Below are 18,634 nucleotides of genomic sequence, written 5' to 3' on the forward strand. Positions count from 1 at the left end.
CCGTGTGGGATAAAAGAAAACTCCTACTGATTGAAGATTCACTTTATATAAACAGTATTTAAAAAGGAGACGATACTATGATGAAAGTCCGTACAGTATTAGGAGATATAGAACCAACTTTATTAGGGACAACTTATAGCCATGAACACCTGTGGACGAATCCACCTGCTACTCAAAAAGATCGAGATTTGGAATTAACAGATTATGAAGCAAGTGTTAGTGAATTATGGAGATTTAAAAGAGCGGGTGGAGATGCTCTTGTGGATGCAACAACGCTTGATTATGGAAGAGATGCTAGTAAATTAGTGCAAATGTCTTTAGAGACTGGTGTACACGTTATAGCTACTTCGGGCTTCAACAAACATATTTATTTTCCTAAATGGGTTGAAGCGCTTAGCATTGAAGAAATTGCAGAAAAATTAATTCGTGATGTCACTATTGGTATGGATGGAACGAAGGCAAAAGCAGGATTTTTAAAAGCTGGTTCTTGGAATCAAATGATCCACCCATTAGAAGAAAAAGTAACTCGCTCAGTTGCTAGGGCACAACTTGAAACAGGTGCTCCCATTTGGTTACACACAGAAGCTGGTACGATGGGGATGGAAATGTTAGATATTCTAGAAGATGAAGGGGTTGACTTGACTAAAGTTGTAGTAGGGCATAGTGATAGAAATGCAGATCCGTATTATCATTTGCAGCTAGTAAGAAGAGGAGCTTATGTTCAATTTGATGGTAGCAGTAAAATTAAGTACTACCCAGATAGTATACGCGTATCTTTAATAAAAAATTTACTAGAAAATGGTTTCATTAATCATTTATTAATTTCAGGTGATATGGGTCGAAAAACTTATTTACATGCATACGGTGGTGGACCCGGATTTGAGTATATACTCAAAAAGTTGATTCCTCGCTTGTTAGATGAGGGATTAACGCAAAAAGAAATTGATACAATCTTTATAGATAATCCATCTCGATGGCTAGCTCAATTTGAATAGGAGTGGAATCATGGAAAAAAATACAATTATTTCGATTATTCGGGGAGTAGATCCTGATCATATAATAGAAATTATGAAAGGATTATTAGAAAACGGTATTAGTTGGGCGGAAGTATCATTAAGTGAGGAGCAAAAAGGATTAGAATGTATAAGACGAATTTCAAAATCCTTTTCCAATCAAGTTAGCCTTGGCGTTGGGACTGTCGTTAATAAAAGACAGGTTGATGCTGCAATAGATGCAGGGGCTAAGTACATCATTACTCCTGGTTGGGATAGGAATTTAGTTGAATATGTAATTTCTAAAGATGTTGAAATCTTTCCTGGTGTGTTTTCTCCGGGTGAAGTTATGCAGGCAAAAGCATTGGGTATAAAAACCGTTAAAGTATTTCCGGTTAATAGTTTGCCAATAGATTATGTGAAAAACTTAAAAGGTCCTTTTCCATCCATCAACTATATGGCTGTTGGTGGAGTAACAAAAAATAATATTATTAGTTTGAAAAAGGCTGGATACTCATCTTTTGCCATTGGAAGTGAATTAGTTCCAAGAGGAGCGACTAAAGAAAATATAGAAAGGATAATTGAAGATACTAGAGAATTTAAAAAATTGATTGATTTGGAGTGAATTACATGGGCGCCAAAGAAATACTCTACATGAATAGAGACGAAGTAGCTGAATCCGTAAAAGAATTTCCAGTCGCAATTTTGCCATTAGGTGCTACTGAGCAGCATGGTCATCATCTGCCCCTAGGAACAGATATAATCTTGGCAAAAGGTATTTCTAAAAAAATTGCTGAACAGACTGGAGCACTTTTACTTCCAACTATGCCTTTTGGTTATTCTTGGGTTTGGAGAGACATACCAGGAACTATATCATTACAACAAAATCATGTAGAAGCAGTAATCAAAGATGTTGCGCATAGTGTAAGCCGTTATGGAATAAAATTACTAGTCCTAGTAAATGGACATGATGCAAATAACGCAAGCATGAAATATGCAACTAGAGAATTAATGGATGAGTTAGATATGCCAATTATTTATCTCTTTTATCCGAATATGGAAGAGGTAATGAAGGAGTATTGTGAATCTCTTACATGGAACGGAATGATTCATGCTTGTGAATTTGAAACTTCATTAATGCTCGCATTAAATTCAAAGCTAGTTGATATGAGTAAAGCTGTTTCAGAGTATCCTTCCACTCCAAAATTATATGGAAAATCTACAATATCACTTGGAAATCTGAGTGAAAGTGGCGTTTATGGTGATGCAACAATTGCAAGTAAAGAAAAGGGAAATAAAATGTTAAACATTTTTGTAACCGAAATGGTGAATTTATTATTAGAAGCATTCCATAATATTAAATAACGGATTTTTCAAAATAATGATAGCTGAGCTGTCAATAAAGTAGCATAAGTGGTGACAGAAAAGTCCTTTATAAAAATTGTGCATGAGATGACTCACACTCTGCCTATGAATAAAGCTAAGGCAGTAGAAACTGTACTTGAATCTATTTTTTAGCTGTTAGTTGTAGAAGAAACGTTTAAAATTCGGAAGTGGAATAAGAGTAGGAGAGAACGTTTTTCGGGATGAAGGAGTTCTCACTATATGTTTACTGGTGCGGTGAAGGAAAGTGAAATGTAAAAGAAGGATCGGCTTATGCAATTTAAGAGCTGGTAGTTGTAAATCTAGAATAGGGATAAATTTGTTATTTTGCTTGTATTAAGCATAAATGTTTAAGGGAAGGATAATGAAAATCTTATGCTTTTCAATTTAGAATACTTGATGTACCAGTGCTGACAATAGAAGAAGTAAGATGAATTTAATGTTAGTGAGATACACCTGTGATACCTTGGTTAATTCTATAGGGTCACAGGTGTTTTAATTGTGCTTTTTATAGAATATATATCAGTACTCAAACTGAGATGATGAGGATAGACTTATTATCCTTATCATAGAGACTTCTAAAATAGTATTTTAATTCAAACGAGAAAGCGGAAAAAGTAAATGTCGCAACAGAATTTATGGAAGTTAAGACAATAATGCATAAAAGTCAAGGGAGAATGAGTCAGTACAATCTACAAGCTTACGAATATTTCAATCCACGCACTGTAGCTTTACTAAGTAAAAATGGGATACAGCATGCAGAGGAAGTATGGAGCTACCTATTTCCTATGAGAAAGGAAGGAAAAGTTTGCACGAGAAGGGCATTGGTGTTCAATTAATTGTAGAAGTTACGTATTTGGATATCGAGGAAATAATGAAATTAAAAGAACGTCCCAAGTGATTCGTTCTAGCTTGGGACGTCATAAGGACGCGTTTTTAGCTTTTATTCATTATGCCGTTGTTATGATGCGATTGGCGATTAGAAAACCAATCTTCTTTGGTATACGCCATTTCCCAAAATGCAAGTTCGTATTCCTTGGCGATAATAAATTGTTCCTTCATCTTAGCTTTTTCCTTTTCGCTAGAGTTAGCAGCGATTTGATTTAATAGATCAATTTGCTCATTCGTAGATTTATGGAACCATTCACTAGAATAGGTATCAATCCAATTTTTATAAATTTTTTCGGAAGGATCAGCATCTTGATATGTTTTGCCAATATCTGCATACAGCCAGTAACACGGCAGAAGAGCGGCAATCGTTTGTCCAAGATTGCCGGAGAGTGAAGCACGGTAAAGATGCGCTGTATAAGCATACGCTGTTGGAGCCGGTTTAAAATTTTCCATATCCTCATTAGTAATGTTCAATATTTCTGCATGCTGCTTATGAACAGTTAACTCTGCTTGTGCAGTACCCTTTGCTTTTTCTAGCAGCATAGCAGTCACTTGGAAATCCTCTGCTTGAGTGGCAGCTAACGCATGTACTTTTCCGAAATGTTTTAAATAGTAAATGTCTTGAAGAATATAATATTTAAAAATATCCAATGGTAAATCACCTTGTGCTATTCCTTTAACAAATGGATGATTTACACTTTGTTTCCAGCTGTCTGTAGTTGCTTCACGTAATGTGTCTGTAAATGGCATAAAAAATTCCTCCTCATTCATATGTTTTTGAACTTGATCGAGGAGGAAAGGGATAAGCTTAATAAGGCAATCAATCTGTGAACATAGATATAGAATTTATATGTAAACACATAGATAGTATCCTTAAGCAGTTTTCCACTTCCCTCCGCTGGTGCTAACCAGATCAGGTTCTAAGGGTCTTTGTCTCAGCCACTGAAGGCTCCCCTAGCAGAAATATTGCTAACTACAATTGAAGCATAACATAATGATAACTAAAGTCAACTATATTATCCGAAAATTATTAATTTGAAGGAATAATTAATAAGGTTTCTTTAGTGGTTTAAAACTAGCGAATTCGAAAATGTTTTTCTTGCTTGACGTGGAAAAAAAATACTTAATAATAGTGGGTACGAACTCGTATTTTTTTACAAATAGATAGGCTTTTTAAAAAAATCCCATGGAGGGTTGAATTATCCATGGGGTATTCATTGAATAGCATTCTTTTTTGTTTTGTCTAGATTATTTTTATTGTTACGCAGTATAAATGTGAAGTGCTTAACTTAATGTTCAATAAAAATGAAAAGAATAAAATCCAAGCTTCATCCTAATATTTAGTTTTAAAATGAATCTTGAATTTTTAATAGCGTTTGTTATTTAACTAATTAATCTGCTTCAAGGATTACTTTTAATGCTTTTTCTTTAGCAGCATTTTCAAATACTTCATAAGCTTTCATAATTTCATTAAGTTTAAAACGGTGAGTCACTAATTTCTCAGGTTGAATCTTTCCGGATTTTACGGTTTTTAGTAACATCGGCGTGGAATTTGTATCTACAAGACCTGTTGTAAGAGTAATATTATGAATCCATAGCTTTTCAAGGCTTAAATCCACTTTCGCTCCATGTACACCCATGTTTGCAATATGGCCACCCGGTGCTACAATATGTTGACAGATATCAAATGTTACAGGGATACCTACTGCCTCCATCACCACGTCTACTCCTACTTGATTCGTGTACTCCATTACTTTTTCAATTGCGTTTCCATCTGAGCTGTTAATCGTTTTTGTTGCACCAAACTCTTTAGCTACAGCTAAACGATTGTCATCAAGGTCAATCATAATTATTTCGGAAGGAGAATAAAATTGTGCTCCTAACAGTGCTGATAAACCAACTGGCCCTGCTCCAACAATTGCAATTGTATCACCAGGTTTTACTTTTCCTTTAAGAACGCCGATTTCAAATCCAGTTGGAACAATATCACTTAACATTACTAACGCTTCATCCTCAACACCCTCAGGCATATGGTATAAACTCGTATCACCATATGGAATGCGAACATATTCCGCTTGTGTACCATCAATTAAATGTCCCAAAATCCAGCCGCCATTCTCACAATGTGAGTACATTTGCTTTTTACAATAGTCACAAGTACCGCATGATGTAATACAGGAAATAATAACTCGATCGCCAACGTTGAAGTTTTTAACAGAATCTCCTACTTCTTCGACAATCCCGACACCTTCATGACCAAGGGTACGACCATTTTCTACTGCTGGTACATCCCCTTTCAAAATGTGCAAATCGGTACCACAAATTGTTGTCTTGGTAATTTTTACGATGACATCGGTCGCTTCTTGAATAGCTGGTTTTTCCTTTTCTGTCCATTCCTTTTTCCCTGCTCCACGATAAATAAGCGCTTTCATGAAAGTCCTCCTTTAGTGATGTTTTTACAATCACCCTTATTATATCAATATTTATCGGATATATTCAAAAAATCACAAAAAATATACTAAATTGTCAAATAAGATAATAATATAGTTGCATGTGTTACATGGAGGTTAATTTTTTAGTTGGAAGCAGAAGTTTATTGTCAAAAAAGGACTGTAAAGATATCTTTACAGTCTTTACTATTTTCGATATTATATGTGTAAAGATATCTTTACTTCCAAACGGAGGATCAATATGAAGGTAAGGAATTATATTAGAGATGTACGTTTAAAAAAGGGAATAACTCAAGTTAAAATGGCTGAAGATTTGCAGGTTACAAGGCAGACAATCAACGCCATTGAAAAAAACAAATATAACCCCAGTCTTGAATTAGCATTAAAAATCATTGCTTATTTTGATATGCCCATTGAAGAAATATTTATCTTAGAGGAGGATGATGAATGAGTACAAAAGGCAGGAAAAAATGGAAGAGAATTTTAGAGAAATGGACACCATTCTTTATAATTGCTTGTACGTTTATAGGTGGTGTTCTGGGTTCATTTCTTGCTTATTTTTTTCAAGGTGAATTTCCGTATGATGTACTCACAGGCAGTTTGGCAGCAACTATCATTTTGACGGTAATACAAGTGATTAAACAAAAACGAAAAAAAGATAATTTACCCGAAGCAGATGAACGAGTCATCCGCAATGTTTTCCGTTTTTTTGCATATGCATCACATATTACTTTAGCTATTTTATTTGTAGCTTTAACAGTTTTGACACTTTTAGGAAACGAGTCGATTTCAATTCTTTATCTATGGATTTTTTTCTTTGCATATATTTGGATTGTTGGAATTGGTGGTTTTTTTATTAAACGAAGGTAACAGGTTATTCTAGAAATTTTATTGGTTATCATATAGCTAATAGAATAAAAGCAGGAGTAATTTTTTGCTCTTTTTATGCTGACGGTTTATAAAATGTATTCTTTCAATAATATGAAAGGTTTGTTAAAAGCCCAAGCGATTTTCTTATTACGGACGAACCTTCATAATTTTGATAGCTGTTTATAGATATTTTTTGAGAATACAGTAAAAGAAACAAATTTATAAGTATACTAATTCCAGAATCATCAACCCGTCTCTTACGTAAAGTCTTTCTATTTTATTATGTGCAATTCACATTTACACAAAATAGCTTATACTGCCGATTATACTTTTTTAACTTTGATTTTATGTATCTTTGTAGTACTTTTTTATATAGTTCTTGTAATAAACATCAATTATATTCTTGTTGCCTTTATTTCAACATATAAAGTATGGAAAGTGACGTTTGTATGTAGAGACAAGTGAAAGGAAGAAAATATATTCAACTTCGTGTTATATAATCAGACCAAGATGATTTTAGTCAAAGTTTACCATATTGGCAGCGCTTTTGTTAATGTTTCAAAAACTAAACGAATCATTGATATCATGCCAGCAGTATCGCATATTGGAGCTTATGCGGATGGCAAGGTAGAACGTCAGTAATTAAATGGGTATAAAAGGGGGCTTAAACATGCAGATTACAACGGAACGACTACTTATTCGACCGTTCAAGCAAGAAGATTTTCCCTTCGTTCATGCGTATGTCTCAGATGAGGAAACAATGCATTATTTACCAGAGGATACTTTCACTGAGGACGATACAAAAAAGTTTATTGAAAAACATAGTTGCGACAATCCCGAGGCTTTTCCTGTCATCCTCCTAAAAACAAATGAAGTCATCGGTCATATTAGCTTCGAGAAATACTTTGGCAAACATACGTATGAAATTGGTTGGATTTTTAACAAAATGTTTCATGATAATGGTTATGCCACGGAAGCTGCAAGAGCAATGATTGCTTATGCATTTGAAACATTAAACTTACACCGTGTGGTTGCTACTTGTCAACCTGAAAATATAGCTTCTTATCGTGTTATGGAGAAGATTGGTATGCGTCGTGAAGGATTTTATAAGCAATGTATTCCCTATAAAGATACGTGGTGGGATGAATACAGCTATGCGATTTTACAGTATGAATATATGCAAAATAAAAAAGACAATAAATGCTCGTGCAGGGGCAATCTAAATTAAATAGAGATAGCTAGCATATGAAGAAAGTGAAATTCTAATCAGTCTTTTCACATAGTAACATGTATACAATGATAATCAGAATAACTCCAAAATAATAAACTGATTTGCATTTGAAAACAGCGGTTATTCAAGGATACACTCAAATATACATATTTTTAATTATGAGAAGATGGTGAATTAAAGGGTAAGTATGGGGGAGAACCGTAGAAATTCATGACGGATGAAAAAGATGAATTTCTATTGAATTGAGCACAATTGAGAGATACTAGTCTTTCTTTTTGACTGATCGGGAAAAATTGTCACATTGCCTTAAAAATCGTTCGCTATCCTTAAATCTGAGTCATGTATGAACAAGACTCAGACTTTTTAATTTTTATTTAGGAAACTTTAATTTTGTTCTTTGTGGATAATTTTTGGATGAAAATTTATCCACATTCAGCACCAGTGCCTAGCCTTTCGAGGTCACTTCACTCCTTCTACGGTGCAGGCAGCTTCCACGTTAGAGTTCCATCGCTATCGGGCTGACCCTGACCAAAGCGATTGCGCTTTTGTTCTTTTAAGTTAGATTTTCCAAAAGGTTCTTTTTAAAAGAGTGAAATTCAAGGGAAACTCGACTGAACAAAGCGTCAATTTATTTTTTTCAACATCATTATAATAACTTTTTATTAAAAATACAAAAACATTTAACAAATCCCTATTTTCATGTTAATATATGATTATAATTTGATATTATTATGAGTATATTTTTGTTCAATTCTTGTAATAATATGATACTATTCGTATCAAGGGAAGCACTCATCGGTACTATTTGATGTTCAGATAAGTGTCTTATTTCGTAGCCATTTCATACCACCTATGATCATGGATGTTTTTCACCTTTATTCTTCAATCATGATGAGATGCTCCCTTGGTCTCTCTAAAAAGGGAATAATTAATTAGGGGGAATTTAGATGCCACTACTAACATTTGACTTAATAGAAGGAAGGAAGAAAGAGGAGCTAAAAGCGTTGTTGGATGCAACTCATTACGCTGTTGTTAAAGCGTTTGGAGTTCCAGAAAGAGATCGTTATCAAATTGTTCATCAGCACCCAAAACATGAAATGATTATTCAAGATACTGGCTTAGGATTTGAAAGAAGTGATAACATTGTAGTTCTTTCTATTCGTAGTACTCAAAGGAGTGATAAACAAAAGAAAGAGTTTTATCGACTTCTTGTTCAGGAGTTAGAGGAAAAATGTGGTATTGATCCCAAAGATGTTTTAGTTTCTATTGTAACTAACGGTGCTGGTGACTGGAGTTTTGGTTTTGGAGAAGCGCAGTTTCTAACTGGCGAGTTATAACTTGCCAGTATTTCTTTATTACTAGAAAACGAGACCGGTTCTTTTTGAAAGAAGTTTTTATTAAGCTTAAATGCCCAAGCTATAGCAAACTTCATCCTGTGTTAAATCGACAACGATCCTAAATCCCTAATTCGTTCAATTAACATTCCAGGTAAAAGTACTCTTTGAATGAAATTTTCACTTTACCTCGTCAGAAGCTCTCCAGTTTGTACGTCGGTAACCGAGCGCTTCCAGCTTTTGTTCCACTATAGGAAAGTATAAAATTTTTATGGTTTATCCCGCATGTAAGGTGCCGTAAGATTCCCACTTCAAGAGCTTGAGTTGGTATAACAGGGTGTAAGGGAGAAAACGGCACCTAAATGCCCGATTGGTTCAACTAACATTCAGTAGGAGAGGGAAGAAAACTCCTACTGAATGAAGTTTCATTTTATAGTATAAGAAAAACTACAGCTTCCGCTAGAGAGATTTGGCGGTAAGTCAAGTTTTTCTAATGAGATAAGAAAGTATAAAATGAGGTGTTGGGGGATAACGAAATAACCGAATAGCCACGTCCGGCGCATGAACCCAGCAACTAGGCGACTTCACGAAATCGCCCTACGATAAGTCATCATCGGTTCGTCGCCTCACCGTGATTCCTTTACTTTAGTTGATTCGTTCCATTCGCTACGTTGCTAAACGGGCGCTTGCGCCTTTGTTCTGAGTAGAATTGGAAATCGATTCTTTTTTTACAAGTTAGCGTAAAGCATAATTGGCATATTGTCTCTTCACATATTAACATTAGTCAGTTTTTGGAGGATTTAGCACTTATCCCCCTATATCAGTATTATTTAAATAAGAAGGTAAGAGAGTATATTTATGGAAAATTTAATTAGTAGTAAAAAATATTATTTTATGGTCGTTTCGTTTTTATTATGGTTTCCTCATTTTATATATGTGCCAATTCTGGCACCTTATATGGAATCTCTTCATATACCGTATACATTAATTGGAACCGTTTTAGGAAGTTATGGATTGATGCAGTTTATTTTCCGACTTCCTATAGGGATCAGCTCTGATTTATTAAAGTACAGGAAGCCTTTCATTATTACAGGCATGTTCATGAGTATGTGTAGTAACATATTGTTTTTAACAATGGATGGTTTTATATGGTTACTTTTAGCACGTTCTTTTGCTGGAGTAGCAGCCGCATCTTGGGTTGCTTTTACTGTATTATTTCCATCGTATTATAAAGAAAATAAGGTTCATGTAGCAATGAGCAGTATTTCGTTTGTTATTGTCGTTGCCCAGTTTTTGGGTATGAGTTTTAGTGGTTATATCGTTGATCAGTGGGGATGGCAAGCTCCGTTTTGGATAGGCGGAGTGTTCAGTGTAGTTGGTTTATTGTTATCATTCTTTATCTATGAACCTAAGAATAAGGTGGTTCGTGAACCAATCAAATTAAAAGAGTTAGCAGCTACTTTACGGGAACCGGCTTTATTAAAAGTATCATTCTTATCTATTGTGGCTCATATCGTCATCTTTTCGACTATGTTCGGTTTCACGCCAACATTGGCATTACAGATTGGCTTCAACACAGATGAAATTACTTATATTGTAATTGCCTTTATGATTCCCCACGCTTTTGCAACATTGTTTATGGGGAATGTTCTTGTCCCTCGGATGGGGGAATGGAATGCTTTAAAAATTGCTTTTTTTCTAGTAGCTATCTTTACTTTGTTAATACCTATTGCACAAACTAAAAGTATGTTCTTAATTGTACAAGGATTTAGCGGATTTGCATTAGGACTAACTTTTCCTTCGTTATTAGGAATGTCCATTAAATCTATTGAACCTAAGAAACGAGCTACCGTAATGGGAGCATACCAGTCATTATATGCTATTGGTATTTTTGCGGGGCCCTTTTTTACTGGAATTATAAATTCACTCTGGGGAATTAATGTAGGGTTCTATTTTTTAAGTGTAATTGCTTTTATAACTACGCTGTTGGTTATTATTTGGAGTAAAAAGTGATTCATCCTAAAGTTTTTTGATTACAGAACGAATAGACCAAGATTGCCTTAACTAGTGTCATCGATATCAGTTAAAAGATGATAGCAGTTAAGGTGTTTTTTTATAATGAGTGATGCTGATTTTACAAAGATAAACAAGTAAAAGTAAATTATTAGATAACCTCGCTAGCATTGCATAAATAAAGCAGGAATATTCTGTTAACTAATTTTGATGATTTTGAGCCAAAAAGACAAAACTAGAAAGGTGGCACGGACCATTTTGTAAAAATATACAATTAACCAACAGCAACAGCTAATTTACGGACTGGATCTGCCTTTAAACTTTCTAGTTCAGACATAGAATGGGTTTCCAGAGCGCTCTTTTTAACCAGTGAGTATTCGTTAGTAGAGATTTTTTGCTTTTTTATCTCCAGTGGACGAGAATATGTAAGTAGTATTCAGTTGGTTTATGTTATGTTTTTCGCGTATATAAGTATTCATATTCGAAATTTTTTGGAGGAATTCTTTCGTGTTAAATTTTGTAAATTTGGCAAAAAAACCTCAAAGATATGGGAATAAATTGGGCTTTTTGAACACGCTCTTTAAGATTCTCTTGGATCATAGACTCTAAATTTTTTCCTTTTAAGCGGTTTCATATCAATCCTTCCTTTTATTGTACCGATTTTCTCTTGTTTTTAAATGCAAATAGAAAATAAAGTGTTAGGTGAATTTGAAAACGGTAAGCTAAAAATAAAGATCGTTCATAAATTTTCGAAGATTGTTAAAAATTTTGGGCATGACAGTTTGTACTGTTGAATGGATACACGGGCTGTGGATAACGTTTTATTAGATGAACGAGATAATCGCGTACAAGAGGTTGTTATAATTAGGGAAATTTGGCTCGCATTGCTGGGAAAGGTGCGATGTTTGAGGTTTTTTAAACAAAGATTAAGACAATTGACCTAAAAGATATGCTCACTAATTTTGAAGATTGATCGATTATGAGAAAAACTATTTCTGTTTCTCATTCATTTTTAATCATCCTCTTACAGTTCTCTCTTTTTCATGGAGTATTGTGAAAGTTAGAAAATAAAACGCGTTTTTTAGGAGGATATAAAAAATGAAAATCGTAATGGTACCGTCAGGATTTAAAGAATGCCTTGATGCTGAGCAAGTAGCGGAAGCAATGGAAGTAGGTGTACGTCGTTTAGATCCAAATGCAAATATTACTGTCGTACCGATGATGGATGGTGGAGAAGGATTCGCAAAAACAGTTGTGAACTTAAAAAACGGTAAGCTCTATTATAAAGTTGTAACCGGACCTGTCGGAAAAAAAATTAAATCTCATTTCGGTATCTATAAAGAAGGTGATCGGAAAACTGCTATTATTGAAATGGCTGCGGTTGCCGGATTAAAGCTTGTACCAGAAGAAAGTAGAAATCCGCTTTGGACGACGACTTATGGCGTCGGCGAACTAATAAAAGCTGCACTAGATTTTGACGTTGATCACATTATCATTGGCTGTGGCGATTCTGGGACATCCGATGGAGGAGCAGGGATGGCACAAGCAATAGGCGTACAGTTTTTAGACTATTATGGCAATCCTTTTTATGTCCGTGGTGGTGGGGACCTTCACAAGATTCATAGCATTGATTTATCAGAGGTAGATAAGCGTTTAAGTACAGTACAAATAGAAGTTGCCTGTAATTGGCATAACGTATTGTGCGGGGAAAATGGTGTTACACGTGTGTTCGGTCCTCAAAAAGGAGCGACAAAAAATGAGGTTGAGCAAATGTCACAAGCCTTCGATCATTATGCCTCCCTGATTAAAGAATATATCGGGCTTGATCTTCGTACTGCTCCGGGAAGCGGGGCATCAGGGGGGCTTGGCGCGGGTCTTAAAGCTTTTGCAGGAGCTCAATTACATCCCCGTTATCAAGTGATGATGAGATATATAAATATTGAAAAACACATGAAAGAAGCTGATGTTGTTTTTACAGCAGAAGGATGTTTGGATTTTCAAACACCTAAAGGAAAAATTCCTGCTGAGGTGGCTAGAGTAGCAAAGAAGAGGGAAATACCAGTTATCGCGATAACTGGTACGATAGGAAAGAACGCACAAATTAATTATGAAACTGGGATTGATGCATATTTAAGTATTATCCAAAAGCCAACATCGCTTGAAAAATCAATGACGAAAGCGTCATTATGGATTGCTGATAGTACGGAGGCAGCGATGAGACATGTTCGTATTGGTTATCAAATTGCGAAAAGAAGATTAAAGAGAGGGATTATTCAATAATGGAAAGCCGACTTGATAGAAGAAAGCCATCTCTTCAAATTCGGCTTTCAAAAAAGATTGTTTTCTTCTCGACAAAGACAAAGTTGTTTATTAGCGGGCTCATATTATTTGGTTTATTCATTGCTTTAAATCAAGATTTATCTTATTCTGCTAAAATATCGCTCTATCTTTTTATAATTGCGATGGTGCTGTGGGTTAGTACATCTCTTCCAGCTGGATTTGTTGCTTTAAGTGCTTTAATGACGATCGTACTTTTAAAAGGGGCGGACACCTCGTTATTGTATGAATCGTTTTCTGAAGAAGTTGTATGGCTTATGATCGGATCATTTATCATTGGAGAAGCAGTACGATCATCCGGTCTTGCTTCACGCTTTACTCATCTTATTTTAAAGAAAGCACATGAACCGTTAAAACTGTTAACATTTTTAACGATTGCTCTTCAACCGCTCGTTTTTTTCATCCCTTCAACGTCAGGGCGTGCAGCTCTTTCTTTACCGATCGTTAAGGAGCTAAACCGATTGTTTCAAACGGAACGCCAGCAAAAAACGATCGCTATGCTTGTTCCAATCATGATATTAATGGGATCATCGGCAACTTTAATCGGTGCAGGTTCTCATATTATCGGAATTGGGTTACTAAATACTTCAACGGGAGAAAGTATATCGTATTTTAACTGGTTTATTTGGGGGATGCCTTTTGTACTTGTCATCAGTGTTCTTACCCTTTTTATCATGCGCTATATGTTTTGGTCGTATGAGCCATTATTAAGCGACTCATTTTCAGCTAATGTAGAAGAAAAAAGTGTTGTACTTCATGATACGGAAAAGAAAACATTGTGGATGATTGCTTTATTAATTGTGTTTTGGATGACCGAGAACGTGCATGGATATGATATTGGTTTTATTACAATGATTGGTGGGCTCCTTTTTATGGTACCTAAATATGGGGTCATTACGTGGAAGCAAGGGATAAAAAGTATTTCATGGAATCTCATTGTATTCGTTGCTGCTGCAACCGCACTTGGAAAAGGGTTAATTGAAACAGGGGTGGTAGATTGGCTACAAGGATATTTGTTCCGACATTTAGATTTTTTAACTGAAGCGCCTAGCTTTATTATTCTTCTAGTGATATTATTAGTTTCTGTTACGTCTCATTTATATATTACTTCACATACAACTAGAGCAGTTATGATGATTCCTGGTTTCATTGTATTAAGTGAAACGTTCGGACTAGATTCTTCTACTGTCGTATTTTTGAGTTTAGTAGGAATGAATTATTGTGTAACGTTCCCTGTCAGTTCAAAAGCGCTTTTACTATATTACGAAGATGACAGAGTTTCATATGATGCAAAGGATTTATTGAAGTTAAGTTGCGTTCTCATGCCACTGTACATTGTTGTAATGGTCATTTTTTATTATACGTATTGGCGTTGGACCGGATTGACATTATAATGAAGAATAAAGGCAAAAGTCTCTCGCAAAATCACACGTACTTTATTGTTTTTACAGAAGTTTGATCTTTTAAGAGAAATAAAGAGCCAAAAGCTTTTTCTTTGATATACTCCCTTTAAGGTGACAGATTAAAAAATCTGTTTTTCTTTAGGGAGATTTTTTATGTCCAATAAGTTTTAGTCAAGTCAGTTTTAGTACGAAGTGTTATTGCATATAAAAAGGAAGACAATTCAATAAGAGAATTATGTATAAAATTATTGTATTTCAAAAAGAAGTCTATATGAGTGGACTGAACAAATTATTAAGATAACATGTTCTGGAACTTCTGCTATTGTCTGATCAAAATCTTATTTTTTCCATTCTTTCTATAAGTTTATTGCACAAATTTTTACTATTAAGATGTATGAAAACAGTAAATAAATCAAAAAAATTTTGAGGCTTAACCATTCTCATATGTATAGAATGGTTAAGCCCTTTACTTACCCATGAATCAATTGATTAATTGTCAATCATATTATCAATAGTTAATCAAATTTAACATTTTGTTCAATAATATATCCAATATAAATCCAAAATATGTTGACTTTTAGGTTTAAAAAAACTAAAATCACATTGAAAGCGTTAACTAGTAATTTGTTTTTTAAAATTTAATTTGACACGAAGAATGAATATCATTGTTTTGTAGTCTGGATGAGTTAAGGAGGAGGAAAATGAGTAGTAGTAAAAGTAACTTACTCTATAAATTAGGTATCCCATCGGCTTTAGTCTGGGGATATATTGGAGTAATACTATTCATGCTTGGATCATGTATTGAAAATAGTTGGTTGTCTTCCTATTTAGTAAATATAGGAATAAGCAAAACAGAAACAGGTACCATATTTTCTTTATACGGCATTTTTGTAGCAATTGTATCTTGGTTGTCGGGAATTTTTGTGCAAATTTTTGGTGTACGAAAAGTAATGCTTAGCGGTGTGATTATATTTTTAGTAAGTTCTATTCCGCTAGTACTCTGGGCCATTCCATCTGGTAATTTTATGGCTATTGCAATTACGTATATGCTAAGAGGGATGGCTTATCCACTGTTTGTGTATTCGTTCTTAGTATGGGTAACATATCGTTCAACGAATGAAATAATGGGTCGCGCTACCTCATGGTTTTGGGTTTGCTTTAACCTGGGTATTACCATTGTAGGTCCCAGCTTTGCCGCAACATTAATTCCATCTATTGGAGAAATTAATGTAATTTGGGTAGGTATCGCAATTGCTTTAGCGGGAACATTTTGTTCGCTGGTTTTAAATCGAGATCAGCTTATTTTACCGAAAACCGGGAAATCGATTACAAATGAAATTTCTGAAGGCTTTTTGATTATGTTCAAACGCCCCCGGTTAGGTATGGGGATGCTGGTAAAAGCGATCAACAATATCGCTCAGTTTGGTTTTATTATCATCATGCCTATCTTCCTGATTGATCAAGGTTTCACATTAACACAGTGGGCAAGTATCTGGGGGTTAACCTATATCATTAATTCCTTTGCCAATGTTATTTTTGGTTATATTGGTGATAAATGTGGCTGGAGAAAAACGATCGTTTATATTGGCGGACCATTAACAGGGATTTCTTGTTTAATGCTTTACTACACCAGCACTTTATTTCCAGGGCAATATGCTTTATTATTACTATCATTTTCCGTGTATGCAATTGGTTTAGGTGCGTTTGGGCCGATTTCAGCTCTATTACCTACCTTAGCCCCAGATAAGAAAGCAGTAGCAGTTTCTGTACTAAATTTAGGTTCTGGTTTAAGTAATTTTATCGGACCGGCTATTGTTTCTTTATTATTTGAGCCATTTGGAGTGAAGGTAGTGTTATATGTATTTGCTATTCTTTATTTCGTTGCTAGTTTTCTAGCGTTTTTCTTGAGGACTCCGGAAGAGTTAAATCATGCGCAATTGAAACATGAAAAAGCTGTCGTATAAGCAATTTTAGTTAAAAAAGAAAGGGGTAGATCTAATGGGAAAAGAAATTAAATTGGATCCAAAAGAGTTTGCCAATCTAGTAATCAGTAATTATCAATCTTCTAGTAAAGAATTTGAGGCTATTGCAAAAGAGCATCTTACGCTTTACTTAACAGCTTACATGTTAATTGAACGATTTAATGAATTGGAAAAAGAGAATCTTTATGGGGTTAGCATGGAAGAGTTTAATCGTAGACTAGATAAATTAAAGTTTTCACCAGGTTCATTTTTTCAAAAGTAGCATAAGGGCAGAAAAGTTAACCCTTCACAGGTAGACAACAAGAAAAACTGCATGAAAAGAATGCCTCTTGACGCCTACCTGAAAGGGATTTTTATATAAAAACGATCAAACTTCGAGGGATGCTCTCTCTCGACTTGATGATAAAATTAGGCATTGGCTCTCAGCCAAGCTTTTTATATGTTAAGGGGTAACCCTGAGATTATTATACGAATCGATTGATAGTTAGACTTCTTAGAAATCTATTTACGATAGTTGATAAGTTGTTTTATTACTGTAAAATTTTCTTAATCCAATCAACCACCCTTCATAAAATGGGGAGTTTATTAAATAAACAAAAAAGCCTATTCTATTTTAATAAGCTGGATTTTTGAATAGTTTGTACAGATGTATATAAAGAAACACAATAAGGCGAGCAAGTGACTCTATACTCATAAAGGAAGATCTCATAAAAGCATGTATACAAAAATCTGTAAAGACACTATCTGCTCGCGATATCGCAAAATATCAATGAATTTATCAATTTATTTACTATGAAAACTCATTGGTAGCAGGATGGATAGGAAGGTTCTAAAACTTCCAACTGGAAGTGCAGTATTGGTGGAAGATAAAACTAGAATTATTTACCTACATTTAAATTTTCTGTAGCATACTTAATATTAATATTATTTTTTCTACAATATTCTTTGTAATTTTCCGGAACGGTATCCGATGTAATAATTTGATTAAAGTGTCCAATGGATGCATAAGTAATTAATGCTGCTTTATCAAACTTAGAGTGATCAATTAGTAAAATATTCTTGTCGGCCTTTTCCACAATCCGGCGTTTAATATCATATTCCATTAGATCAGAATTTGTGACGCCACGTTCAATCGAAATTCCAGTTGCTGCCATAAAGCTTTTTGTAATATTGATACGCTTAAAGTATTCCCAAGACTCTACATTGACAAAGGATTGGGTAGTATGTTTGTACGTCATGCCAATTAAAATCAGTTCATAGTTGCTTAATTCAGCAGCTTTATTAATAATATTTAAATTATTAGTGATGATCGTTACATGTTTTTCCGGATCAAAAAAATCACCAATACAACTGGTCGTTGTGCCTGAATCGATATAAATTAAATCATGATCTTCAATTTCTTCTGCTGCAGCTTTGCCAATCGCCATTTTTTCTTTTGCATGACTAGTATGTCGATATTCATATGGTTGTAATTGATTCGAAAGGGAGGCAACTCCACCATACACTTTTTTAATTGTTCCCGATTCTAATATTTTGTTAATATCTCTTCGTATCGTATTTTTCGAAACATTAAATTTCTCGCATAATTCATTAATACTAGCACTTCCATTTGCATGGATATATGCTTCAATTTCCTGTATTCGCTTTAATTTCATTTTAAATTCCCCTTTAAAAATATTCATTTCTACCATAACATGCTCTATGCAGTTAATCAATAGTTAACCACAACTTAACAAAAAAATGGATTT

The 18,634-nt window shown here is 34.5% G+C and carries 16 protein-coding genes and 1 riboswitch; of the genes, 13 read left to right on the plus strand and 3 right to left on the minus strand.

What is annotated here, in order from left to right; translation table 11 throughout:
• Positions 1-77 precede the first annotated feature (77 nt).
• From JNUCC74_RS04100 to JNUCC74_RS04110, 3 genes are read left to right on the plus strand one after another with little or no spacing between them, the layout of a single operon-like run.
• A complete protein-coding gene (locus JNUCC74_RS04100; protein ID WP_454067020.1) occupies positions 78-995 on the plus strand; it encodes a phosphotriesterase family protein in 918 nt (305 codons plus the stop codon).
• Between the two features lie 10 nt (positions 996-1,005).
• On the plus strand, positions 1,006-1,617 hold the full coding sequence (locus JNUCC74_RS04105; protein WP_454067021.1) for a bifunctional 4-hydroxy-2-oxoglutarate aldolase/2-dehydro-3-deoxy-phosphogluconate aldolase: 612 nt from the start codon (positions 1,006-1,008) through the stop codon (positions 1,615-1,617).
• Positions 1,618-1,622: 5 nt separating this feature from the next.
• The gene (locus JNUCC74_RS04110; RefSeq protein WP_454067022.1) at positions 1,623-2,357 is read left to right on the plus strand and encodes a creatininase family protein; all 735 of its coding nucleotides are present in this window, start codon (positions 1,623-1,625) and stop codon (positions 2,355-2,357) included.
• A gap of 954 nt (positions 2,358-3,311) precedes the next feature.
• Here JNUCC74_RS04110 and tenA read toward each other — a convergent pair.
• Positions 3,312-4,016 (minus strand): thiaminase II, encoded by a 705-nt coding sequence (gene tenA, locus JNUCC74_RS04115; protein ID WP_454067023.1) that lies wholly within the window; start codon positions 4,014-4,016, stop codon positions 3,312-3,314.
• 123 nt (positions 4,017-4,139) lie between these two features.
• Positions 4,140-4,232, minus strand: a riboswitch (TPP riboswitch).
• A gap of 425 nt (positions 4,233-4,657) precedes the next feature.
• Positions 4,658-5,698 (minus strand): zinc-dependent alcohol dehydrogenase family protein, encoded by a 1,041-nt coding sequence (locus JNUCC74_RS04120; protein WP_454067024.1) that lies wholly within the window; start codon positions 5,696-5,698, stop codon positions 4,658-4,660.
• 259 nt (positions 5,699-5,957) lie between these two features.
• Here JNUCC74_RS04120 and JNUCC74_RS04125 point away from each other — a divergent pair, with 259 nt between their 5' ends.
• The 10 genes from JNUCC74_RS04125 to JNUCC74_RS04170 all read left to right on the plus strand — a co-directional run bounded on the left by JNUCC74_RS04125 (position 5,958) and on the right by JNUCC74_RS04170 (position 17,148).
• Entirely contained in the window at positions 5,958-6,167 is a 210-nt protein-coding gene (locus JNUCC74_RS04125; protein ID WP_454067025.1) for a helix-turn-helix transcriptional regulator, read from the plus strand.
• Positions 6,164-6,586: a hypothetical protein gene (locus JNUCC74_RS04130; protein WP_454067026.1), complete on the plus strand. Its 423-nt coding sequence runs from the start codon at positions 6,164-6,166 to the stop codon at positions 6,584-6,586. Before JNUCC74_RS04125 ends, JNUCC74_RS04130 begins: the two co-directional genes overlap by 4 nt.
• 510 nt (positions 6,587-7,096) lie before the next feature.
• On the plus strand, positions 7,097-7,228 hold the full coding sequence (locus JNUCC74_RS04135; RefSeq protein WP_454067027.1) for a hypothetical protein: 132 nt from the start codon (positions 7,097-7,099) through the stop codon (positions 7,226-7,228).
• A 28-nt stretch (positions 7,229-7,256) separates the two neighbouring features.
• Entirely contained in the window at positions 7,257-7,814 is a 558-nt protein-coding gene (locus JNUCC74_RS04140) for a GNAT family N-acetyltransferase (protein ID WP_454067028.1), read from the plus strand.
• Between the two features lie 950 nt (positions 7,815-8,764).
• Positions 8,765-9,154 (plus strand): tautomerase family protein, encoded by a 390-nt coding sequence (locus JNUCC74_RS04145; protein ID WP_077319622.1) that lies wholly within the window; start codon positions 8,765-8,767, stop codon positions 9,152-9,154.
• Positions 9,155-10,009: 855 nt separating this feature from the next.
• Positions 10,010-11,164 carry an MFS transporter gene (locus JNUCC74_RS04150; protein WP_454067029.1) on the plus strand — a complete coding sequence of 385 codons (1,155 nt, stop codon included), beginning with the start codon at positions 10,010-10,012 and terminating at the stop codon, positions 11,162-11,164.
• Positions 11,165-12,262: 1,098 nt separating this feature from the next.
• The gene (locus tag JNUCC74_RS04155; RefSeq protein WP_454067030.1) at positions 12,263-13,444 is read left to right on the plus strand and encodes a glycerate kinase family protein; all 1,182 of its coding nucleotides are present in this window, start codon (positions 12,263-12,265) and stop codon (positions 13,442-13,444) included.
• Positions 13,444-14,895 carry an SLC13 family permease gene (locus JNUCC74_RS04160; protein ID WP_454067031.1) on the plus strand — a complete coding sequence of 484 codons (1,452 nt, stop codon included), beginning with the start codon at positions 13,444-13,446 and terminating at the stop codon, positions 14,893-14,895. Before JNUCC74_RS04155 ends, JNUCC74_RS04160 begins: the two co-directional genes overlap by 1 nt.
• A 710-nt stretch (positions 14,896-15,605) precedes the next feature.
• Positions 15,606-16,868 carry an MFS transporter gene (locus JNUCC74_RS04165; RefSeq protein WP_454067032.1) on the plus strand — a complete coding sequence of 421 codons (1,263 nt, stop codon included), beginning with the start codon at positions 15,606-15,608 and terminating at the stop codon, positions 16,866-16,868.
• Between the two features lie 34 nt (positions 16,869-16,902).
• Entirely contained in the window at positions 16,903-17,148 is a 246-nt protein-coding gene (locus JNUCC74_RS04170; protein WP_077319630.1) for a hypothetical protein, read from the plus strand.
• Positions 17,149-17,764: 616 nt separating this feature from the next.
• On the opposite strand, the gene JNUCC74_RS04175 is transcribed toward JNUCC74_RS04170, so the two are convergent.
• On the minus strand, positions 17,765-18,541 hold the full coding sequence (locus tag JNUCC74_RS04175; protein WP_454067033.1) for a DeoR/GlpR family DNA-binding transcription regulator: 777 nt from the start codon (positions 18,539-18,541) through the stop codon (positions 17,765-17,767).
• Between the last annotated feature and the right edge of the window lie 93 nt (positions 18,542-18,634).

The sequence above is a fragment of the Cerasibacillus sp. JNUCC 74 genome, from assembly GCF_053667775.1.